This window comes from Paractinoplanes durhamensis, assembly GCF_016862175.1.
Classification (GTDB): Bacteria; Actinomycetota; Actinomycetes; order Mycobacteriales; family Micromonosporaceae; genus Actinoplanes; species Actinoplanes durhamensis.
Window position 1 is genome coordinate 38,221 of record NZ_BOML01000060.1, and the last position, 20,004, is coordinate 58,224.

The following is a 20,004-nucleotide window of genomic DNA, read 5'->3' on the forward strand; positions in this document are numbered from 1 at the left end:
ACGTACGTGTGTTCGACACCCTAATACGCCCCGCTCTTGCGCCCGGCACCGACACGCTCCGACGATGGATGCGGGAGGTAGTCATGTACCTCGTACCGCCGATGGACGACGAACCGCCGAGCGATTACCTCGACTTCGTCGCCGCCCACCTGACTTCGCTACGCACCGAGACGAACCGCCTGGTCGGCGGCGACTTCGAGGCCGCCCATCTCTACATGGACGTGCTCACCGACGTGGCCGGCCACTGGCGGCGGCTGTACTGGTGGGGCCGGCTGGCGGGAACCGACGCCGCCGGCATCTACCTGGCGAAACGGCTCACCCAGCGCACCAAGCAGTGGCGCGAGGAGCAGATCTACGAGGTCGACATCCGGGTTCTGCGCACCCAGATCTACCTGCCGGCGGCCGCGTCGAGCCGCACCAGCCTGGCGTTACGCAAAGCGATGGTCCTGCCGGACACGGTCCGCACCGGATCCGCCTCGATGGCCGACGCCGGCATCGCGTGGGTAAAGGCCTACCGAAAGTCCGAGTGGCACCGGATCGGCCGCCTCGCCGTCACCGTCATTCTGGTGGTGGGCGGCCTGATCCAGTCCGCGTCCTGGCTGTCGCTGTCGAACTGATCGACATCGACGGCCGACATTGTCAGGCCTTTTCGGCCCGATATTCCGCTTCCAGCTCGGAGAGCAGCAGGCTGCGCTCGAACCCGTAGACGGATTTGCCACCGAACGTCTCCAGCCGATGGATTAGGACGAGCGCGTCATCTTCTGAGTCGTCCGGCGCCTGATCGACGATCCAGTACTCCGGGATGCCGCGTTCCGCGTACCACTCCATCTTGTGGGTGTACTCGCCGTTGAGCGAGTTCGGCGACACGACCTCGGCGAGGAGACTGTACGCCGAGCCCGGCAGGTTCGAATACGAACGCTTGCCCGACGGCAGTTCCGTGACGACGCCGACGTCAGGCAGACGGCAGTCGCGTGGCCGATCCCCGAGGACACCAGGGTCTAGATATGCACGGACGCCGGCCGCTCGCAGCATCAACAGGATGCGGTGCGCGATGTCCCGATGCCAGAAGGACGCCGGCGTCATGATGACGAGGTTTCCTTCGTGCAGCTCGTAGCGGTAACCCTTGGGCAGGGTGAGGAGGTCTTCGACATCAAGGTCTCCGACTGGTGGCAGATTGAAGCCTGTCATCACAAGCACTCCCTCACTCTACTGGTCATGCGACCAGATGTCACTAGCCATCTGGTCGCATGACAGGTAGGTCACGCGTCGATCGCCGCCATGACCTCGTCGGAGACGTCGAAGTTCGCGAAGATGTTCTGGACGTCGTCGCAGTCCTCGAGCGCGTCGATCAGCTTGAAGACCTTGCGGGCCGCCTCTTCGTCGACCGGCACGGTCATCGTCGGCACCAGGGACGACTCGGCCGAGTCGTACTCGATGCCGGCCTCCTGCAGGGCCGTGCGCACCGGCACCAGATCGGTCGGCTCGCTGACCACCTCGTACGTGTCACCGAGGTCGTTGATCTCCTCGGCGCCGGCGTCCAGGACGGCCAGCATCACGTCGTCCTCGCTGCTGCCGCCCTTCGGGACCAGCACCACGCCCTTGCGGTTGAACAGGTAGGACACGCTGCCGGCGTCGGCGAACGTGCCGCCGTTGCGGGTCAACGCGGTCCGGACCTCGGTGGCCGCACGGTTCCGGTTGTCGGTCAGGCACTCGATCAGGATGGCCACGCCGTTCGGCCCGTACCCCTCGTACATGATCGTCTGCCAGTCGGCGCCGCCGGCCTCCAGGCCGGAGCCGCGCTTGACCGCGTTGTTGATGTTGTCGTTGGGAACGGAGCTCTTCTTGGCCTTCTGAATGGCGTCGTAGAGGGTCGGGTTGCCGGCCGGATCCCCACCGCCGGTGCGGGCCGCGACTTCGATGTTCTTGATCAGCTTGGCGAACATCTTGCCGCGCTTTGCGTCGATGACGGCCTTTTTGTGCTTGGTCGTCGCCCACTTGGAGTGGCCGGACATGCAAAACCTCCGTGGTGTCAGGCGGCCTGGCGGACCATCTCGACGAAGTACCGGTGGACTCGTAGGTCGCCGGTAAGCTCCGGGTGGAAAGCCGTGGCGAGCAGGTTCCCCTGCCGAACGGCGACAATCCTACCGGCGCGCGGTCCATCTTTGACGCGGCCCAACACCCGCACGTCGTCGCCGACCTGTTCGACCCACGGCGCCCGGATGAAAACGGCATGAAAATCGCCGCCGGCGATGTCGTCGATCGGCACCGAAGCCTCGAACGAATCGACCTGCCGCCCGAACGCATTGCGCCGCACGGTCATCTCGATCCCCTGGAAGGACTCCTGGTCCGGCCGCCCGTCCAGCACGGTCGTGGCCAGCATGATCATGCCGGCACAGGACCCGTAGACCGGCATCCCGTCGGCGATCCGCTTCCGGATCGGATCAAGCAGCCCGAACGACACGGCAAGGTTGCTGATGGCCGTCGACTCCCCGCCCGGAATGACCAGCGCCTCGACATCGGCCAACTCCTCGGGCCGCCGAATCGGCCGCGCCAGAACGTCACTCTCCGCAAGCGCCGACAGATGCTCCCGAACATCACCCTGCAGGGCCAGCACACCGATATTCACGCGTCCCAGCTTAGGCACGAGCCCATCAAGATCAAATTCAAGATCCGGATGTCGCACCTGGGTGGTGGGTGCGGACCGTCGCTCACGCCGAGGCCGGGCCGGGGCCCAGCAGAGCTGGCCCTGGCCCTTCATTCTGCGTGAGTGGTCACCCGAAACCCGGGGAGCAGGCCACCGGGGGGTCGATTGGCCATCGGTCGAGGGGGTCCTCGTGCGTACGATCCGTAGTACCGAGAACCCCGCTTGAGGAGCCGATTCGCCATGTCTACCGATAACCAGCCCGCCGTCGGGACCGCGCGCGTCAAGCGCGGGATGGCGGAGATGCTCAAGGGTGGCGTGATCATGGATGTGGTCACGCCGGAGCAGGCGAAGATCGCCGAGGACGCCGGGGCCGTCGCGGTCATGGCGCTGGAGCGGGTGCCCGCCGACATCCGCGCGCAGGGTGGCGTCTCCCGCATGTCGGACCCCGACATGGTCGACGGCATCATCAGCGCGGTGTCCATCCCGGTGATGGCCAAGGCCCGGATCGGGCACTTCGTCGAGGCCCAGGTGCTCCAGTCGCTCGGTGTCGACTACGTCGACGAGTCCGAGGTGCTGACCCCGGCCGACTACGCCAACCACATCGACAAGTGGCAGTTCACCGTGCCGTTCGTGTGCGGTGCCACCAACCTCGGTGAGGCGCTGCGCCGGATCACCGAGGGCGCCGCGATGATCCGCTCGAAGGGCGAGGCGGGCACCGGCGACGTGTCCAACGCGACCACCCACATGCGCAAGATCCGGCAGGAGATCCGCCGGCTGCAGACCCTGCCGGAGGACGAGCTGTTCGTCGCCGCGAAGGAGCTCCAGGCGCCGTACGACCTGGTCAAAGAGGTCGCCGAGGCGGGCAAGCTGCCGGTCGTGCTGTTCACCGCGGGCGGCATCGCCACCCCGGCCGACGCCGCGATGATGATGCAGCTGGGCGCCGAGGGCGTGTTCGTCGGCTCCGGCATCTTCAAGTCGGGCAACCCGGCCCAGCGCGCGTCCGCGATCGTCAAGGCCGTCACGTTCCACGACGACCCGGACGTGATCGCCAAGGTGTCGCGCGGCCTGGGCGAGGCGATGGTCGGCATCAACGTCGACGAGATCCCGCAGCCGCACCGCCTGGCCGAGCGCGGCTGGTAAGTCAGACCGATTCGAGTGGGGCGATCGGGGTGGCCGGTACCGGAATCCCGAACGCCGGCTCCGGCAGCGCCGGGTCCTCGATGTCGAAGTACTGCGGGCGGGGGTACCGCCGGGCCAGCCCGAGCGCCCGCACCAGCAGCCGGTGCCGGGCGGTCAGCGCGTCGCGGACCTGGTCGGTGTGCACCTGCCGGGCCAGCACCAGCCGCCGCGAGGTCGCGATGAGCTGGCGTTCGGCCAGGTCCGCCCCGAACGGCGCGGCCGTGCTCAGCTGGCGGGTGAGGTCGTTCTCGGCCTGCTCCCGCTCGTCCGGGTCGGCGTCCAGCGCGAGCCGGGCGGCGGCGTAGAGCTCGACGTTGTCGTTCTGCTCGGCGACGACCGCGGCGGCCGCGGCCCGGCGCACCAGATGAGCGTCCAGGGCCCGCTCGGCCGACTGCGCCCGCACGTGCACCCGCTCGACCCGGTGGGCCGTCCAGCCGAGGTAGGTGGCGAGCAGGACGACGCACGCGACCACCCCCAGCACCCACCACATGCCGGGCATCGTAGTTCCCCCGCGAAACAAAAAGTCAGGTGCCCGACCGTGGTTCCGACCACTCTTCGTCCATGACCCGGCCGTCGGTGGCCTCGATCGCGGCGGCGTAGACCTCGAGGACCCGCTGGGCGACGCTGGTCCAGTCGAAGGCCGCGACGGCGGTGCCGGCCGCCGCGGTCAGCGCGGCCCGGCGGGCCGGGTCGTCGAGCAGCTCACCGAGCAGAACGCCCAGCGCATCGGCGTCGCCGGTGGGGAACAGCGCCCCGGCCCGGCCGCCGTCCAGGACGCGGCGGAACGCGTCGAGGTCACTGGCCGCGATCGCGGTGCCGGCCGCCATCGCCTCGGTGAGGATCATGCCGAAGCTCTCGCCGCCGGTGTTGGGCGCCACGTAGACGTCGACGCTGCGCAGCATGCGCGCTTTGTCCTTCTCCGACACGAGACCGAGGAAAGTCACCCGATCGCGTAGATCGGCCGGGAACTCCTCGTACAGATCGTCGCGATCCCCCGGCCCGGCCACCAGCAGCCGCAGCCCCGGACGCGAACGGGCAAGCGGGACGAACGCCGCGGTCAGCAGATCGAAGCCCTTGCGCGGCTCGGTGAAGCGCCCCAGGAAGCCCAGCGTCCCGCCGTCGCCGGGCCAGCCGTCCAGCGGCTCGGCCGACGCGAACTTGGCCACCGCGACCCCGTTCGGGATCTCCACCGCTCCCCCGCCGAGGTGCTCGACCTGCACCTTCCGGGCCAGCTCACTGACCGCGATCCGGGCGGTGATCTTCTCGATGACGAGCTGGAGCAGCCCCTGGCCGAACGACAGCGCCCGCGACCGGGTCATCGCCGTGTGGAAGGTGGCCACCACCGGCCCACGCGCGGACAGCACGGCCAGCATCGACAGCGACAGGGCCAGCGGCTCGTGCACGTGCAGCACGTCGAAGTTGCCCCGGTTGATCCAGCGCCGCACCCGGGCGGTGGAGACCGGCCCGAACGCGATCCGGGCGACCGACCCGTTGTAGGGCAGCGGCACCGCCCGGCCGGCCGGCACCACGTAGGGCGGCAGGTCGGCGTCCTCGTCGGCGGGCGCGAGCACGCTCACCGCATGACCGAGGGCGATCAGCGCCTCGGACAGGTCCATGATGTGGTTCTGTACGCCGCCGGGCACGTCGAAGGAGTAGGGCGAGACGATCCCGATCCGCACGATGGTCCCCCTACAGCCACAGTTTCTGCAGCATGTGCCAGTCCTGCGGGTGCTCGGCGATGCCCGCCGCGTACGCGTCGGCCAGCAGCTGCGTGGTGGCCTTGACCCGCTGGTCCAGCGGCCCCTCGGTCGGCGGGACGATCCGCCGCAGCACCGCGTAGGTCTGGGTGGGCGTGAACGACAGATCCACCGCGTACAGCGGGGCACCCGTCCGGATCGCCAGAATCGCCGGGCCGGCCGGCATCCGGGTCTTCCCGCCGAAGAACGAGACCTCGACGCCGCTGCGGGACAGGTCCCGGTCGCCGAGGAGGCAGACGATCCAGCCCTGACCGAGCCGTTCGGCGAGCACGTCGAGCGGGGGGCGCGGGCCGCCGGTGAGCGGCACCACCTCCATGCCGAGCGTCTCCCGGTACGCCACGAACTGCTGGTACACCGCTTCCGGCTTGAGCCGCTCGGCGACCGTCACCATCGGCCAGCCGTTCGAGACGACCCACGCGGCGGCCGCGTCCCAGTTGCCGATGTGCGGCAGGGCCAGCACCACACCGTTGCCGTCGGCAGCACCCTTACGAAGCCAGTCGTAGTGCTCGTCCGAGATGCCGAACCCGTCCAGGCACTGCTGCTTGTTCAGCGACGGCAGCCGGAACGCTTCGAGCCAGTACCGCGCGTACGAGCGCAGCCCGTCCCGGACCACCGGCTCCGGCAGGCCGGGATCGACCTGCTGCAGGTTGCGGCGCAGCCGCTGCACGCCCCGGCCGTTCTTCTTGTACGCCCGGTCGGCCCCCGCGTTGAACAGGGCCCGCGCCGCGGGCAACGGCAGCATCCGGACCAGCCGCCACCCGGCGGCGAACCCGATCTCGGTGAGCCGGTCCTTCATGCCGCCGGCTCGGTCGGCGCCGCGGGCTCCGGCAGGACCTCGGTGCGGCCCGCGTGGATCAGCCGCTGGAACACGGTGATCACGGAGAGCGCGGCGAGCACCCACAGCGCCCCCGGCAGCCCCCACTCCAGCCCGGCGCTGCCGAGCAGGCCGCCGACACCCAGGATGAGCAGGCGTTCGAGGCGCTCGGCGATGCCCACGTCGGCGTTCAGGCCGAGGCTCTGGGCGCGCGCCTTCACATACGACACGACCTGCCCGGCGACCAGGCTGATCAGGCACGCGATCATGCCGCCGTACGGATTTCCCTGCACGGCCATGTACCAGACGACGGCGCCGAACACGGCACCGTCGGCGATCCGGTCCATCGACGAGTCGAGCAGCGCACCGAACTTGCTCGTGCCGCCGCGCATCCGGGCCATCGTGCCGTCCAGCGCGTCGGTCAGCGCGCAGGCGGTGACCACCACGGTGCCCACGAGCAGGTAGCCCTGGGAGCCGAACCACGCGCCGATGAGCACGCCGATCGTGCCGGCAACCGTGACGGCGTTGGGAGTGACGCCGATCTTCAGGAGGAATCGGGCGGTCGGATTGACAACGTGCGAGACGACGGCACGCGCGGGAATGTTGACGATCTTTGCCATGGCCGTCCCACCTTATCGGCGCTCGGCCGGGCACGGCACAACCCGGCCGGGGAGTAGCCGTATCGTCATCTCCGCGCGCACCCCACAAAAGGACCAAAGTCCCCTCTATGTCGTTTGACGACTACAAAGGGTTGCGGCCGCCGCGGCAGCGGGTGTGGGATTCAGGAACAGCGTCGTAACAGTCACGAAACGACAGGAGCGGACGCCATGGCGCAGAAGACCTTGGAGAAGGGGCTCAACGGCGCGACGGCGCCGGTGGTGAACGAGCCCGGCAGAGTACGCAACGTGGTGCTGGTGGGTCATTCGGGTTCGGGCAAGACCACTCTGGTCGAGGCCCTGCTCGCCGCCACCGGGACGATTCCGCGGGCGGGCAACGTGACCGACGGCACCACGGTGTCCGACCACGATCCGGCAGCGGTCCGCCAGCAGCGCTCGGTCTCGCTGGCCGCGGCCCCGCTGATGCACCAGGACGTGAAGATCAACCTGCTCGACACCCCCGGCTACGCCGACTTCGTCGGAGAGCTGCGCGCCGGCCTGCGGGCCGCGGACGCCGCGCTCTTCGTCGTCTCCGCGGTCGACGGCGTCGACGACGCGACCACCGCCCTCTGGGAGGAGTGCGCCGCGGTCGGCATGCCCCGCGCGGTCGCGATCACCCGACTGGACCACCCGCGGGCCGACTACGACGGCACCCTGCAGGACTGCCAGGAGGCGTTCGGCGAGAACGTGATGCCGACCTACCAGCCGATGCTCGACGACGACGGCCAGTCGGTGGTCGGCCTGATCGGCCTGGTATCGCTGCGCGTACTGGACTACTCCGAGGGCTACCCACCGCGCGTGGGCGAGGCCGAGCCGGAACACCTGAACCCGATCGCCGACGACCGCAACACGCTGATCGAGGGAATCATCGCCGAGAGCGAGGACGAGACCCTCATGGACCGCTACCTGAGCGGCGAGCTGGTCTCCACCGACACGGTGATGAAGGACCTGGAGAAAGCGGTAGCCAAGGGCAACTTCTACCCGGTCATCCCGGTCTGCTCGGCGACGGGAGTGGGCCTCGACGCCCTGCTCGACGGCCTGGTAAGCGCCGCCCCAACTCCCTTGGAGCACGACCTGCCGGTGGTCACCGGAGTGGACGGCTCACCACGCCCACCACTGACCTGCGACCCCCATGGCCCACTGGTGGCCGAGGTGGTCAAGACCACGATCGACCGCCACGTAGGCAGAGTTTCCCTGGTCCGAGTCTTCTCCGGCACCCTGAAGCCCGAGCAGGTCCTGCACGTCTCCGGCCACGGCCTGAGCGAGCGCGGCCACCCCGACCACGACGCAGACGAGCGAGTGGCCCACATCTACTCCCCCCTGGGCGCCCAGCTACGCGAGGTCCCCTACTGCGTAGCAGGCGACATCTGCGCAATAACAAAGTCGGGAAGCGCAGAAACCGGCGACACCCTCTCCAGCAAGGAAACCCCGCTCCTGATGGAGCCCTGGACGATGCCGGAGCCACTACTGCCAATCGCAGTGGTAGCCAAGACACGTTCAGACGAGGACGCCCTGGCGAAAAACCTAGGAAGGCTGGTAGCAGGCGACCCAACCCTGCGCCTGGAACGCAACGTCGAAACCCACCAGCTGGTGCTATGGACCATGGGCGAATCACACGCCGACGTGGTCCTGGACCGTCTGCGTTCCGGCGGAGTAGAGCTCGACACAGAGCCGGTAAAGGTGCCACTACGAGAGACATTCGGCTGCACCGCAAAAGGCCACGGCCGGCACGTGAAGCAGTCCGGAGGCCACGGCCAGTACGCGGTATGCCACATCGAGGTAGAGCCCCTCCCCCGAGGCGCCGGCTTCGAGTTCGTAGACAAGGTCGTAGGCGGAGCAGTACCCCACAACTACATCCCATCAGTAGAAAAGGGCGTACGAGCCCAGCTGGAACGGGGTTTGGTCTCGGGTTACCCGGTGGTGGACCTGAGAGTGACGTTGTTCGACGGCAAAGCCCACAGCGTCGATTCGTCAGACGCCGCATTCCAGACAGCAGGAGCACTGGCGTTGCGAGAGGCAGCAGCGGCGGGCCAGGTGACGCTGTTGGAGCCGATCGACGAGATCGCAGTGCGAGTGCCGGAGTCATTCGTCGGCGCAGTGATGAGCGACTTGTCGGGCCGCCGAGGCCGCCCGCTGGGTTCCGAGTCCGAGCCTGATGGCGTCCACAGCGTGGTCCGAGCCGAGGTCCCTGCTACCGAGTTGGTCCGCTACGCCGTGGAGCTCCGTGCCCTTTCCTCTGGGTCTGGGACGTTCAGTCGCACCTATATCCGGCACGAGCCGATGCCTTCCCATCTGGCTGAAGCCGTCAGCAAGGAGCATGCCGCCAAATAGGCTCTCTCACTCCGGGACGGTTGAGGGCCGGGGGTGACCACGCTGGGCGGTAAAGCATCTATGCCCTGCGTGGTCACCCCCGGCCCTCAACCTTGCATGGGAACACCTGACGGCCAGGACTTCGGTCACCCGCAGCTGAATGCACGATCAAGCCGGCGGTCCCCTGACGGCGACCGGTCGGGCTGCCGCGCTGTGGCACAGCCAGGACGTCCACTCACCCGGGCCAGCCTGCGTGGTGGGTCAAGCGAACATTCAGCGCCGCCCACGGCCAAAGAAAAGATCAAACCCGTGGTGGGTACAGGTGGGTAGTGGTGGAACCCCTTTTAAAGCTTGCGCGCTCGCGCCATAGACAGGTAACCAAACCAGGGGTGGACACAACGAAGCGCTCGAAGTCAACGTGGACTACGGCGGGGGCACGCAAGCTCTAAAAAGCTCCTCCAACCCTCCCACCCGTACCCACCACGGGTTTGACCCTTTTTTCGGCCGTCAGGCCGGCCGCCGTCGGCGGAATCGGAACCCGACGGGGCTACAGGTGGGGGCCTTGGTCGATCTCGTTAAGAGCTTGCGCGCTCGCGCCGTGGACCAGTTACCAGGTGGGTCTGCCGGCTGTGCCACGGCGCGGCAGCCAGACCACTCGCCGTCAGGGGACCGCTTGCTCGCTCGGCCCCTCAGCTGCGGGTGAGCCATCTCCTGGCCTGCGCTTTCTCCCAGGCAAGGTTGAGGGCCGGGGTGACCACGCACGGCACTGGATGCTTTACCGCCGTGCGTGGTCACCCCGGCCCTCAGCCGTCCCGGAGTAAGAAAGCAATCGGAGCTAGATCGTGATGGCGTTGGCAGCTTCGTGCATCGGGGCCAAGAACTTGTCGATCACCTGCTCCTTGCGCGGGTGGTACTTGAGGGTCCGCATCCCGTAGTTGCGGAAGGCGATCGCCACACGGCCACCGGGGACCATGTCCTTGGCCATCTTGCGGCCGAACGCCATGTTCTTCTCGACGAACGTCCGCAGCGTCTCCTCGTACTCCTTGAAGCCACCCGGCGTGCCCAAGGTCGATGCCAGGACGTGCGCGCCGACCAGGGCCATGCTGGTGCCTTGGCCGGAGGCCGGGGAAGGGCAGTGGGCGGCGTCGCCGAGCAGGACGACCCGGCCGGAGGACCAGCGCGGCATCTGGATCTGGCTCAGCGAGTCGAAGTAGAAGTCGTCCGCCGCGTCAATCGAAGCCAGAAACTTGTCGGTCTCCCAGCCGAGACCGGCGAAGGCCTGCTTCACCAGTTCCTTCTGCTCGGCCTGATCCCGGCGGTCGTAACCCAGCGGCGCAGACGCGAACGTCAGGCCCACCTTGGCCGGCTCGTCGGCGCCCATGGCGTACGCGAAGACCAGGCGGCCTGGGCGGGAGAACATCAGTTCCTCCTGGTCGATCTTCAAGTGGTTCGGCACTGTGAAGATCGAGATGTACGCGCCCAAGTGGACCGGCTCCACCTCGCCGAAGGCCAGTTTCCTCGTGTTGGAATGCAGGCCGTCTGCGCCCACCACGTAGTCGAATCGGCGTGCCGTCCCCCGCTCGAACGTCACGTCGACACCGTCGGGGCCGTCGGTCAGGCCCGTGATCGAGTCGCCGAACAGGTATTCCACGTCGGCGGCGGTCTCCTCGTACAGGATCTGGCTCAGGTCTCCGCGCATCAGCTCGAGGTCGTCGCCGCGCCGGCCCATCAGCAGGCTCGCCGGGAGCGCGGCCAGGGGGTGGCCGTCCTTCTTCACGTAGGTGATCTGCTTCATGCCGCAGTCGCGGGCCTTTGCGGCCTCGTATATGCCCAGTCGTTTCAGGACTTCGGTGCCGGCGCCGCGCACGTCCACCTTGTAGCCGCCGGGGCGCGGTGCGGGGGCGCGCTCCACGATCGTCACCTCGAAGCCTCGGCGGCGCAGGCCCATAGCCAGGGCGGGGCCGGCAACGCCGGCTCCGGAGATCAGTACCCGTGAGGTCGTCATGGGAGTAATATACAAACGTCTTACACGTTTGTATAGATGTGCAGGTCGACTCCGAAGTTAGGATCCTGGTCGTGGGGCACAAAGAAGATCTGCTGGCTGGGGCCAAGCGATCGCTGTACGAGAAGGGCTATGCGCGCACCAAGGCGCGCGACATCGTGGCGTTCTCCGGCACCAACCTGGGCTCGATCGGCTATCACTACGGCTCGACCGAGGCGCTGATGACCACGGCCATGTTGAGCGCCATGGAGGACTGGGGCGAGGCCGTCTTTGTCGCGCTGACCGGGCCGGGTGAGGCCGATGAGGATCCGATGGTCGGGTTCTGGCGGCGGATCATCGGCTCGATCACCGAGCACCGGCCGCTCTGGCTGGCCAGCGTCGAAGTCATGATCCAGGCCGAGCACAATCCGCAGTTGCGTGCGCAGCTGGCCGACGGGATCCAGCAGGGTCGCCGGGGCATGGCGGCGCTGCTGACCGGGACGCCGGAGGATCAGCTCAGCGATGAGATCGTGCGGACCGTCGGCTCGATGCAGATGGCGCTGATGTCGGGGGTGCTGACGCAGTGGCTGGCCGACCCGGCGACCGCGCCCGCCCCGGAGGAGATCGTGGCCGGGATCAGAGCTCTGACGCGGTCCACGCCTTCGTCAGCATGAGGCGGGTGTCGGCGAGCAGCTGCGGCAGCACCTTGGTGCGGGCGATCACCGGCATGAAATTGCCGTCGCCACCCCACCGCGGCACCACGTGCTGGTGCAGGTGGGCGGCGATGCCGGCGCCGGCCACCGAGCCCTGGTTCATACCCAGGTTGAAACCGTGCGGGCTGCTCACCGAACGCACCACCCGCATCGCCGTCCGGGTGAACGCCGCCACCTCGACCGTCTCCTCCTCGGTGAGGTCGGTGTAGTCGGCGACGTGCCGGTAGGGGCAGATCAGCAGGTGGCCCGGGTTGTACGGATAGAGGTTGAGCACCGCGTAGACCAGGCTGCCGCGCGCGACCACCAGGCTCTCCGGCTCGGGCGTGCCGGGCGCCAGGCAGAACGGGCAGCCGGACGGCTTCTCGTAGCCGCCGTCGGGCCGATCCTCGCCGGAGATGTACGCCATCCGGTGCGGCGTCCACAGCCGGTCCAGCCCGTCCGGTTCGCCGGTCTCGAGTCGCTGCTCCGTCACGTCAGCAGACTACGGTCATTCGCCCGCGGCTGTCGCCGCCGCCAGCCATCCCGGCAGCGGCTCCCGGGCCGAGCGCCAGGCCGGCGGGATGCCGCCCAGGCCGGTGTACGCCGCGACGATGCCCCCGGCGATCGCGCAGGTGGTGTCGACGTCCCCGCCGGCGGCCAGGCACGCGGCGATCGCGGCCGGGTAGTCGCCAAGGAACCGGTCGGCGACCCAGATCGCGAACGGGACGGTGTCCTGCGCCATCGACCGGGCGCCGGTGCCCAGCGCGTACGCAGCCTCGGGAATTGAGCGCAGGCGAACCGCCTGGATCAACCCCTCCCGCACATGCCCCTCGGGCGTGTGCGCCGCGACCGCTCCCAGCAGCGACGGCTTGACCCCGTTGAGCCGGCCGGCCGCGGCGGCGGCAGCGGCGACCGTGACCGCCACTCCCCCGGCGATCCCCTCCGCGTGCGCGTGCGTGACCTCGGCGGCCCGCGCCCCCTGCACGGCCGCGTGCACGAGGGAGTCGGCGTGCCAGGCGCCGAGCGGCGCGGCCCGCATGGCGGCACCGTTACCGGCCGAGCCCTGACCGTCGAAGGCGGCGGCGGACGCGATCGGCCAGGGCAGCCCGTCGCGGATCTCGCGCAGCATCAGCAGCGCACCCCGGCCGTAGGCGCGGTCCGGATCGTGGTGGCGGCCGAGGAGGTCGGCGAAGGCGTCCCGGTCGAAGTCGCCGTCGGCGAGCACCGCGACCAGGCAGCAGGCTTCCTCGGTGTCGTCGGTCCACGCCCAGGGCGCCGGCGGCAGGTCCGAAATGTCCGTTGGAGCGGCCGCGCCGAGGGCGTCGCCCACACTCAGTCCGGCCAGGCTCTCCAGCGCGAGAGCCAGCCTGGTACCGGGAAACAGAGTGAACGACATCGGCACATCGGATGGTATTCGAGCACGCTGCGTGATCGAGAGGTGTCCCTCAATCACCGGTTAGGCGGTGCCCGCGCTTGGCGCTACGGTCTCTGCATGGCCACGGTGTTGCTCGTCGAGGACGATCACGTCGTGCGGGGCGCCATGCTCCGATCGCTCACCGATCGGGGCCACGCCGTGCACGCCGTGGGCACCGCGCTGGACGCACTGCGCCGGGTCGCCGCGGAAACACCCGACCTCGTGGTGCTCGACCTGGGACTGCCCGATCTGGACGGTTCGGACGCGCTGCGGATGCTGCGCGGCATCACCGACGTCCCGATCATCATCGCCACGGCGCGTGACGATGAGCAGACCGTCGTCCGGCTGCTGCGGGCCGGCGCCGACGACTACATGGTCAAGCCGTTCACCGGTGCCCACCTCGACGCGCGCATCGCCACGGTGCTGCGCCGGGTGGGCCGGGCCAGCCGCACCGCCCAGCCCGCCGTGCACGAGGTCGGCGAGCTCCGGGTGGATGTCGGCGAGCGCAGCGCCAGCCTGGGCGACCAGGTGCTGGCCCTGACCCGCAAGGAATTCGACCTGCTGGCATACCTCGCGGCCCGCCCGGGCCGGGTGGTCTCCCGTCGTGAGCTGTTGGAGGAGGTATGGCGACAGCCATCGGTCGGCGAGGACCAGACGATCGACGTCCATCTGTACTGGCTGCGGAGGAAACTGGGCGAATCCGCGGCGAAGCCTCGCTACCTGCGCACCGTGCGGGGGGTCGGATTCCGGTTGGTGGCGCCGGACTGAGGTCCCGGCTGGCCGCGATCACCGCGGCCACCACGGCCGTCGCCGCGATCGCCTTCCTCGTCCCGCTCGGCTGGGAACTGCGTGCCGACCACCGCGACGAGGTGATGGCGGTCGCCGAGCGGCACAGCGCGACGGTGGCCGGCGCGATCGCCGCGGGCGCCAATCAGAAGGGCCTGGCCGCCGCCGTCACGGCGGCGGGCGGCGGCGCGGTGGTGCATCCGCCGACCGGCAACGTCGAGGGCCGGGTCAGCGCGGCCGAGGTGCAACGCACGGCCGACAGCGGCGACATCCGCACCATCGACGTCTCCGCCGGGGTGGTACGCCTGGAGCCGGTGACGGTGGCCGGCAAGACCTCGGTCGTCGAGATCTTCGTGCCGTCGGCCGAGCTCGACGGTGATACCTCGCGCGACTGGCTGCTGCTGCTCGGCATCGCGCTCGGCCTCGTGGCCGGCTCGGTGTTCGTGGTCGACCGGCTGGCCCGCGGCGCGGTCAACTCGGCCCGCAACCTGGTGCAGGCCGCGCTCGCGGTCGGCGGCGGCGACCTCGGCGTGCGCATCCAGCCGTCCGGCCCGCGCGAGCTGGCCGAGGCCGGGTACGCGTTCAACCGGATGGCCGACCGCCTGGTCACCGCGCGCACCGACGAGCGCGAGATGGTCGCCGACCTGTCGCACCGGCTGCGCACCCCGCTGACCGCACTGCGGCTGGACGCGGAGGCGCTCGACCCGGACGACACCCAGGTCGGCATCATGTTCGATCAGGCCGAGCTGGACCGGCGGCGCGGGATCCGGCGCATCCGGCAGGCGATCGTGACCCTGGAGGGTGAGGTCAACCAGCTGATCAACACCACCCGGCAGGCGGTCGCGGCCCAGGTCGCGGAGGCCGCCGAGGACGGTTTGTGCGACGCCAGCGAGGTCGTACGCGAACGGATGATGTTCTGGTCGGCGCTGGCCGGGGACCAGAACAGGCAGTACAAAGTGATCGGTGCGCACCTGCGGATCCCGGTTCCGGTCGCCCGGGCCGAGTTGGCTGCCGCACTCGACGCGATTCTCGGTAATGTGTTCCGCTACACACCTCAGGGCACCGCGTTCGAGGTGGGCATCTCCCGGCGTGACGGCTGGGTTGCGGTCCGTGTCGACGATGCGGGGCCCGGGATCCCCGACCCGGAGAAGGCGATGCAGCGTGGCCAGAGCGACCAGGGATCGACCGGCCTCGGCCTCGACATCGCCCGCCGGGCCGCGCAGGACGCGGGTGGTTCGGTCAGCCTCGACCGCGCCGCGATGGGCGGGGCCAGCGTGGTGATGCTTCTGGCCGACGCCGAGGCGACCCCGAAACAGGTCAGCCGTTTCGGTCTGGTCGGCCGGCTCGCCCGGGAACGGACGAGCAGGCCGGGCAAGTCCGAGTGAGCCCGATTACGCAAGACGGTGCAACAGTTGCTTAGAAATGGATTAAAGGCGTTCCGCTCGCGTGTCCGGGCTGGCAGTCTTCCTCCCGATCCCATCCGGCTCTCCGGTTCGGAGCCCGCAAATCGTCCCCGCGAGTCGAACCGGCGGAGCCAGCGCGCGGTGCGGGGTGGTCACCCCATAGCCACCTCCCACCGCGCACCCGCCAGGCAAGGAGAGGATTTGTCGATCCACCGCCGGCCGCTCGCCGCGAGCGCGCATCGCCGGATGGAGCGTCCGTGGACCCATCGGCTGCTGCCGGTCGGCCTCGGACTCGCGGTGCTCGGCATCGGCGGCGTGGTCGGGCCGAGCGTGGTCGAAGAGGTTTCCGGCGGCAGCTCGCACCAGCTCGAGCTGACCTCGGTGCCCGAGGACGACCCCGGCCAGGGCCTGATCTACGAAGGACTGCAGACCGCCAAGTCCGACGCGATCTGCGCCGGCACCTACCAGCTCGACGAGCAGACCTGCACGAGCGGCCCGGACGCGGCGCCGGCCGGTCTGTCGGTGCGCCGCAACGTCATCCCGGTGACGTCGAAGGCGCCCGAGCCGGTCATGCCGACCCTGGAGGCGGCGACCGTGCCGACCGACGCGGAGATCGCCCGCGACCAGGGCGGCAGCGCGCTGACCGCGGACGCTCCGGCGCTGATCCCGGATGCGGCGCCCGGCGAGGCCGACTTCATCATGGGCTCCAACGGGGTGGCCTGCGAGGCCGACGGCCGCAGCGGCAAGCGCATCCAGGTCCTCTACCTGCACGAGTTCGGCACGCCGTCGCGTTACACCGACTACCTCGGCTCGATCCGCACCTGGAGTGCCGGGGCCGACCAGATCTTCGACGAGAGCGCGGGCGAGACCGGCGGCTCCCGGCACGTCCGCTTCGTCACCACCCCGCAGTGCCGGGTCGAGGTGGCCGAGGTGCAGCTGCCGCCCGACCAGCTGAGCTCGTTCGCGACAAGCGTCAAGGCGCTGCAGACGCTCGGCTACAACCGCAACGACCGTAAATACCTGATGTTCGCCGACTCGAACGTCTACTGCGGCATCGCGACCTTCATCGCCGACCGCCGGGCCGGCCTGGGCAACCGAAACAACGGCGGCCCGTCGTACGGCCGGGTCGACGCCGGCTGCTGGAGTTCGGTGATGGCGGCCCGCGAGCTGACCCGCACGCTCGGCGCGGTGCTGATCGACACCCCGAACGCCAGCGGCGCCGGCGGCTGCCTGGACGAGTACGACCTGCTCTGCGACCAGGACCGCTCGGGCAAGGCGGTGCGCAACGTGTGCCCGAAGAAGCACGAGAACCGCCTCGACTGCGGCCACGACGACTACTTCAGCACCAGCCCGAAGGCGGGCAGCTACCTCGCGAAGAACTGGAACATCGCGACCAGCGATTTCCTGCTCCGCAGCGACGGCGGCGACGACATCCCCGACTCGGTCGGCGCGCCGGAGGACACCGCCACGCCGAGCAGCAGCCCGACCACCCCGGCGCCGGGCGCGACCGGGACCGCCCCGGCCCCGGCCGACCCGGGTGTCGCGAACGGTGGCGGCGACGCCCCGCCGAGCACGGCACCGAGCGCCGCCGACGCGCAGCCGCCGGGCGCGAACCCGTCGACCCAGCCGGTCGGCTCCAAGGTCGAGCCGATCACCAACCCGATCGCCCGGGCGCCGGTGCAGGCCGTGCTGGAGATCCGCGACGCGGACAGCAGCTCGGTCCGGCTGACCTGGAGCGCGGCTGCCCCGACCGCGACCTACGAGGTGTGGGTCGGCGACGCGCCGATCGCCACCACGAAGGCGACCCGGGCCCGGCTGATCGGCCTCAAGCCGGACGCGAAGGTCCAGGTGACGATCAAGTCGGGGGCGGCCTACACGGCGAAGGCGACGGCCGAGACCGCGCCCGCCGCCGCGCCCGCGCAGAACACCTGGTTCACCCTGACCAACGCGCTGACCGGCGGCGCGGCCGATCTCTACGCGGCGCGCACCGCCAACGGCACGCCGCTGACCCTGGCCGAGACCGACGGCAACGCCCAGCAGCAGTGGCAGCTGGTGCCGGCCGGCAACGGCTCCTACTCGCTGGTCTCCCGGGCGACCGGCAAGTGCGTGGTGCCGCTGGACGGCAACCCGGTCGCCGGCACCCCGCTGGCGCAGGGCGACTGCGGCACCGACGACGGGGCCCGCTGGCAGCTGCAGGCCTCGGATTACGGCTTCACCCTGCGCACCACGGTCGGTGACCTGGTGGCGGGGGTGGGAGAGCAACGTTTCGGCGCGCACCGGGTTCTGGTGCTTCAGAACGGCAACGGGCAGCGCCACCAGAGCTGGACCGCGGTACCCGACTGACCGGAGGCGACGGCGATGCGCGACACCTTGGAGAGGCAACAGACCGAGCCCGATGAGGGCCCGGCCCGGTTCAACCGACGGCGAATGATCCGTTGGATCGCGATACTCACGATCGGCATCATCGTGGTGCTCGCGGTCTGGCAGGACCCGCTCTACGCGCGGTTCTGATAGTCGCCGATCTCGGCGAGCAGGGCTTCCTTCCCGGCCGGGGCGAGGAAGCTCTGCTCGACGGCGGCACGGGCCAGCCCGGCCACGCCGGCCTCGTCGAGGTCGAGCAGCCGGGCGGCCACCGCGTACTCCTCTTCGAGGCTGGTGCCGAACATCGGCGGGTCGTCGGAGTTGATGCTGAACAGCACGCCGGCGGCCTTGAGCGCCGGCAGCGGGTGCTCGCCGATCGCCGCGACCGCGCGGGTGCACAGGTTGGAGGTCGGGCTGATCTCCAGCGGGATCCGGTGCTCGGCCAGGTAGGCCATCAGCTCCGGGTCCTGCGCGGCGGAGATGCCGTGCCCGATCCGCTCGGCGCCGAGGTCGCGCAGGGCTGACCAGATCGTCTCCGGACCGGTGGTCTCGCCGGCGTGCGGGACGCTGTGCAGCCCGGCCGCCCGCGCCTGGTCGAAGTACGGCTTGAACTGCGGCCGCGGCACGCCGATCTCCGGCCCGCCGAGGCCGAAACTGATCAGCCCGTCCGGCTTCTCCTCGAGCGCGATCCGCAGGGTCTCCTCGGCGGCGGGCAGGCCGGCCTCGCCCGGGATGTCGAAGCACCAGCGCAGCTCGATGCCGAAGTCGGCGGCGGCACCGCGGCGGGCGTCCTCGATCGCCTCGCAGAAGGCCTTGGCCGGGATCCCGCGCTTGACGCTCGAATACGGGGTGATGGTCAGCTCGGCGTAGCGGACCTGCTGGCGGGCGAGCTCGCGGGCCACCTCGTAGGTGAGCATCCGGACGTCCTCGTCGTCGCGGATCAGGTCGACCACGGTCAGGTAGACCTCGACGAAGTGCGCGAAGTCGCTGAACGCGAAGTAGTCGGCCAGCGCGGCCGGGTCGGCCGGCACCGGCGACCGGCCCTCGTGCCGGGCGGCCAGCTCGGCCACGATCCGCGGCGAGGCCGAGCCGACGTGGTGCACGTGCAGCTCGGCCTTCGGCAGTCCGGCGATGAACGAGGTCAGGTCGGTCACCTGAGTTGCCTCCGTGATCAGAGCGCGGTCCGCGCCACCACGAAGATGCGGCGGAACGGGAACGCGACGTGTCCGTGTGCCACCGGGTAGGCGGCGGCCAGCTCCCGCCCCAGATCGGCGCGGAAGTCCTGCCACGCATTCTCGCCGAGGGCGGCCTTGACGGGCCGCAACGCCGTCCCTTCCATCCAGCGCAGGACCGGATGTTCCTCGTCCGCCACCGGCAAAAGGTGCAGATAGGTGGTTTCCCACGCATCGACCTGGGCTCCGGCCGCCATGAGCAGGTCGGCGTAGCCGGCCGGGTCGTCGACCGGAGCCTCGCGGGTCACGTGGGCCACGTCGAAGCGGGCGGCGACCTGGCGCAGCAGGCGGTGCGAGGGCGCGTCGAAGTTGCCCGGCACCTGCATGGCCAGCCACGCGCCGGGCGGCAGCTCGGTGGCCCAGCGGGCGAGCAGCTCGCGGTGCCCGTCGACCCACTGCAGGGTGGCGTTGGTGATCAGCACGTCGACGTCGGGGCCGGGCTTCCACTCACGGACGTCGCCGAGCTGGAACCAGGCCGGGCCGCCGTGCCCGACCGCCTTGTCGATCATCTCGGCGGACGAGTCGACGCCGGTGACCCGGGCTTCCGGCCAGCGCTCGGCGAGGGTCAGGGTCAGCTCGCCGGGACCACAGCCCAGGTCGACGACGGCGCGCGGCCGGACGGCATCGATCCGGGCGGTCAGGTCGACGAACGGGCGGGAGCGCTCGGCGCCGAAACGGCGGTAGACGGCCGGATCCCACATGCGAAACCTCCTGCGCCGAACTGCGAAGAGACACAAACCGTACGTACGTCTTGCAAGAAGGTAGCAGAGAAAGC

20 protein-coding genes are annotated in these 20,004 nt (G+C 69.8%); 8 read left to right on the forward strand and 12 right to left on the reverse strand.

Going from position 1 to position 20,004, the window contains the following annotated elements; translation table 11 throughout:
* The first annotated feature begins 83 nt into the window (after window positions 1–83).
* Entirely contained in the window at window positions 84–617 is a 534-nt protein-coding gene (locus Adu01nite_RS37915; RefSeq protein WP_203734151.1) for a hypothetical protein, read from the forward strand.
* A 22-nt stretch (window positions 618–639) separates the two neighbouring features.
* Here Adu01nite_RS37915 and Adu01nite_RS37920 read toward each other — a convergent pair whose 3' ends face one another.
* From Adu01nite_RS37920 to pdxT, 3 genes are all read right to left on the reverse strand, one after another.
* On the reverse strand, window positions 640–1,188 hold the full coding sequence (locus tag Adu01nite_RS37920) for a Uma2 family endonuclease (RefSeq protein WP_203734152.1): 549 nt from the start codon (window positions 1,186–1,188) through the stop codon (window positions 640–642).
* Between the two features lie 71 nt (window positions 1,189–1,259).
* Window positions 1,260–2,012, reverse strand: coding sequence for a YebC/PmpR family DNA-binding transcriptional regulator (locus Adu01nite_RS37925; RefSeq protein WP_203734153.1), 753 nt, complete (start codon window positions 2,010–2,012; stop codon window positions 1,260–1,262).
* 17 nt (window positions 2,013–2,029) lie between these two features.
* Window positions 2,030–2,626, reverse strand: a complete 597-nt coding sequence (pdxT, locus tag Adu01nite_RS37930; protein WP_203734201.1) for a pyridoxal 5'-phosphate synthase glutaminase subunit PdxT — start codon at window positions 2,624–2,626, stop codon at window positions 2,030–2,032.
* 258 nt (window positions 2,627–2,884) lie between these two features.
* Between pdxT and pdxS the strand changes: the two genes are divergently transcribed.
* Entirely contained in the window at window positions 2,885–3,784 is a 900-nt protein-coding gene (pdxS, locus tag Adu01nite_RS37935; RefSeq protein ID WP_203734154.1) for a pyridoxal 5'-phosphate synthase lyase subunit PdxS, read from the forward strand.
* Window position 3,785: 1 nt separating this feature from the next.
* Here pdxS and Adu01nite_RS37940 read toward each other — a convergent pair whose 3' ends face one another.
* The 4 genes from Adu01nite_RS37940 to pgsA are packed head-to-tail and all read right to left on the reverse strand — an operon-like array spanning window position 3,786 to window position 7,014.
* Window positions 3,786–4,322 carry a hypothetical protein gene (locus Adu01nite_RS37940; protein ID WP_203734155.1) on the reverse strand — a complete coding sequence of 179 codons (537 nt, stop codon included), beginning with the start codon at window positions 4,320–4,322 and terminating at the stop codon, window positions 3,786–3,788.
* A gap of 25 nt (window positions 4,323–4,347) precedes the next feature.
* Window positions 4,348–5,502 carry a glycosyltransferase family 4 protein gene (locus Adu01nite_RS37945; RefSeq protein ID WP_203734156.1) on the reverse strand — a complete coding sequence of 385 codons (1,155 nt, stop codon included), beginning with the start codon at window positions 5,500–5,502 and terminating at the stop codon, window positions 4,348–4,350.
* A gap of 10 nt (window positions 5,503–5,512) precedes the next feature.
* Window positions 5,513–6,376, reverse strand: a complete 864-nt coding sequence (locus Adu01nite_RS37950; protein ID WP_203734157.1) for a phosphatidylinositol mannoside acyltransferase — start codon at window positions 6,374–6,376, stop codon at window positions 5,513–5,515.
* Window positions 6,373–7,014 carry a phosphatidylinositol phosphate synthase gene (pgsA, locus tag Adu01nite_RS37955; RefSeq protein WP_203734158.1) on the reverse strand — a complete coding sequence of 214 codons (642 nt, stop codon included), beginning with the start codon at window positions 7,012–7,014 and terminating at the stop codon, window positions 6,373–6,375. Before pgsA ends, Adu01nite_RS37950 begins: the two co-directional genes overlap by 4 nt.
* Window positions 7,015–7,221: 207 nt before the next feature.
* On the opposite strand from pgsA, the gene Adu01nite_RS37960 reads away from it, so the two are divergent.
* Window positions 7,222–9,381, forward strand: coding sequence for an elongation factor G-like protein EF-G2 (locus Adu01nite_RS37960; protein ID WP_203734159.1), 2,160 nt, complete (start codon window positions 7,222–7,224; stop codon window positions 9,379–9,381).
* A gap of 814 nt (window positions 9,382–10,195) precedes the next feature.
* Here Adu01nite_RS37960 and Adu01nite_RS37965 read toward each other — a convergent pair.
* Window positions 10,196–11,365 (reverse strand): FAD-dependent monooxygenase, encoded by a 1,170-nt coding sequence (locus Adu01nite_RS37965; protein WP_203734160.1) that lies wholly within the window; start codon window positions 11,363–11,365, stop codon window positions 10,196–10,198.
* Between the two features lie 38 nt (window positions 11,366–11,403).
* On the opposite strand from Adu01nite_RS37965, the gene Adu01nite_RS37970 reads away from it, so the two are divergent.
* On the forward strand, window positions 11,404–12,015 hold the full coding sequence (locus tag Adu01nite_RS37970; RefSeq protein WP_239133009.1) for a TetR/AcrR family transcriptional regulator: 612 nt from the start codon (window positions 11,404–11,406) through the stop codon (window positions 12,013–12,015).
* Here Adu01nite_RS37970 and Adu01nite_RS37975 read toward each other — a convergent pair.
* On the reverse strand, window positions 11,978–12,460 hold the full coding sequence (locus Adu01nite_RS37975) for an HIT family protein (protein ID WP_203734202.1): 483 nt from the start codon (window positions 12,458–12,460) through the stop codon (window positions 11,978–11,980). The two genes, Adu01nite_RS37970 and Adu01nite_RS37975, sit on opposite strands and share 38 nt — an antisense overlap.
* Before the next feature lie 81 nt (window positions 12,461–12,541).
* On the reverse strand, window positions 12,542–13,429 hold the full coding sequence (locus tag Adu01nite_RS37980) for an ADP-ribosylglycohydrolase family protein (protein WP_203734161.1): 888 nt from the start codon (window positions 13,427–13,429) through the stop codon (window positions 12,542–12,544).
* A 96-nt stretch (window positions 13,430–13,525) separates the two neighbouring features.
* Between Adu01nite_RS37980 and Adu01nite_RS37985 the strand changes: the two genes are divergently transcribed.
* The 4 genes from Adu01nite_RS37985 (at window position 13,526) to Adu01nite_RS38000 (ending at window position 18,147) form a co-directional block, all read left to right on the forward strand.
* Window positions 13,526–14,215 carry a response regulator transcription factor gene (locus Adu01nite_RS37985; protein ID WP_203734162.1) on the forward strand — a complete coding sequence of 230 codons (690 nt, stop codon included), beginning with the start codon at window positions 13,526–13,528 and terminating at the stop codon, window positions 14,213–14,215.
* A 104-nt stretch (window positions 14,216–14,319) separates the two neighbouring features.
* The gene (locus tag Adu01nite_RS37990) at window positions 14,320–15,618 is read left to right on the forward strand and encodes a HAMP domain-containing sensor histidine kinase (protein ID WP_239133017.1); all 1,299 of its coding nucleotides are present in this window, start codon (window positions 14,320–14,322) and stop codon (window positions 15,616–15,618) included.
* A gap of 219 nt (window positions 15,619–15,837) precedes the next feature.
* Window positions 15,838–17,979, forward strand: a complete 2,142-nt coding sequence (locus Adu01nite_RS37995; RefSeq protein WP_239133010.1) for an RICIN domain-containing protein — start codon at window positions 15,838–15,840, stop codon at window positions 17,977–17,979.
* 15 nt (window positions 17,980–17,994) lie between these two features.
* Window positions 17,995–18,147, forward strand: a complete 153-nt coding sequence (locus tag Adu01nite_RS38000) for a hypothetical protein (RefSeq protein ID WP_203734163.1) — start codon at window positions 17,995–17,997, stop codon at window positions 18,145–18,147.
* Here the strand turns inward: Adu01nite_RS38000 and Adu01nite_RS38005 are convergent.
* The gene (locus Adu01nite_RS38005; protein WP_203734164.1) at window positions 18,132–19,151 is read right to left on the reverse strand and encodes an adenosine deaminase; all 1,020 of its coding nucleotides are present in this window, start codon (window positions 19,149–19,151) and stop codon (window positions 18,132–18,134) included. The genes Adu01nite_RS38000 and Adu01nite_RS38005 overlap by 16 nt on opposite strands.
* A gap of 17 nt (window positions 19,152–19,168) precedes the next feature.
* Complete coding sequence (locus Adu01nite_RS38010) at window positions 19,169–19,930, reverse strand: trans-aconitate 2-methyltransferase (RefSeq protein WP_203734165.1); 762 nt, start codon at window positions 19,928–19,930, stop codon at window positions 19,169–19,171.
* Between the last annotated feature and the right edge of the window lie 74 nt (window positions 19,931–20,004).

Coding starts and splice junctions, on each gene's coding strand:
- Adu01nite_RS37920 (WP_203734152.1), bottom strand. CDS start 1,188: ATGACAGGCTTCAATCTGCCACCAGTCGGAGACCTTGATGTCGAAGAC.
- Adu01nite_RS37990 (WP_239133017.1), top strand. CDS start 14,320: ATGGCGGTCGCCGAGCGGCACAGCGCGACGGTGGCCGGCGCGATCGCC.
- Adu01nite_RS37940 (WP_203734155.1), bottom strand. CDS start 4,322: ATGCCCGGCATGTGGTGGGTGCTGGGGGTGGTCGCGTGCGTCGTCCTG.
- pgsA (WP_203734158.1), bottom strand. CDS start 7,014: ATGGCAAAGATCGTCAACATTCCCGCGCGTGCCGTCGTCTCGCACGTT.
- pdxS (WP_203734154.1), top strand. CDS start 2,885: ATGTCTACCGATAACCAGCCCGCCGTCGGGACCGCGCGCGTCAAGCGC.
- Adu01nite_RS37950 (WP_203734157.1), bottom strand. CDS start 6,376: ATGAAGGACCGGCTCACCGAGATCGGGTTCGCCGCCGGGTGGCGGCTG.
- Adu01nite_RS38010 (WP_203734165.1), bottom strand. CDS start 19,930: ATGTGGGATCCGGCCGTCTACCGCCGTTTCGGCGCCGAGCGCTCCCGC.
- Adu01nite_RS37975 (WP_203734202.1), bottom strand. CDS start 12,460: ATGGCGTACATCTCCGGCGAGGATCGGCCCGACGGCGGCTACGAGAAG.
- Adu01nite_RS38000 (WP_203734163.1), top strand. CDS start 17,995: ATGCGCGACACCTTGGAGAGGCAACAGACCGAGCCCGATGAGGGCCCG.
- Adu01nite_RS37915 (WP_203734151.1), top strand. CDS start 84: ATGTACCTCGTACCGCCGATGGACGACGAACCGCCGAGCGATTACCTC.
- Adu01nite_RS37985 (WP_203734162.1), top strand. CDS start 13,526: ATGGCCACGGTGTTGCTCGTCGAGGACGATCACGTCGTGCGGGGCGCC.
- Adu01nite_RS37960 (WP_203734159.1), top strand. CDS start 7,222: ATGGCGCAGAAGACCTTGGAGAAGGGGCTCAACGGCGCGACGGCGCCG.
- Adu01nite_RS37925 (WP_203734153.1), bottom strand. CDS start 2,012: ATGTCCGGCCACTCCAAGTGGGCGACGACCAAGCACAAAAAGGCCGTC.
- Adu01nite_RS37980 (WP_203734161.1), bottom strand. CDS start 13,429: ATGTCGTTCACTCTGTTTCCCGGTACCAGGCTGGCTCTCGCGCTGGAG.
- Adu01nite_RS37965 (WP_203734160.1), bottom strand. CDS start 11,365: ATGACGACCTCACGGGTACTGATCTCCGGAGCCGGCGTTGCCGGCCCC.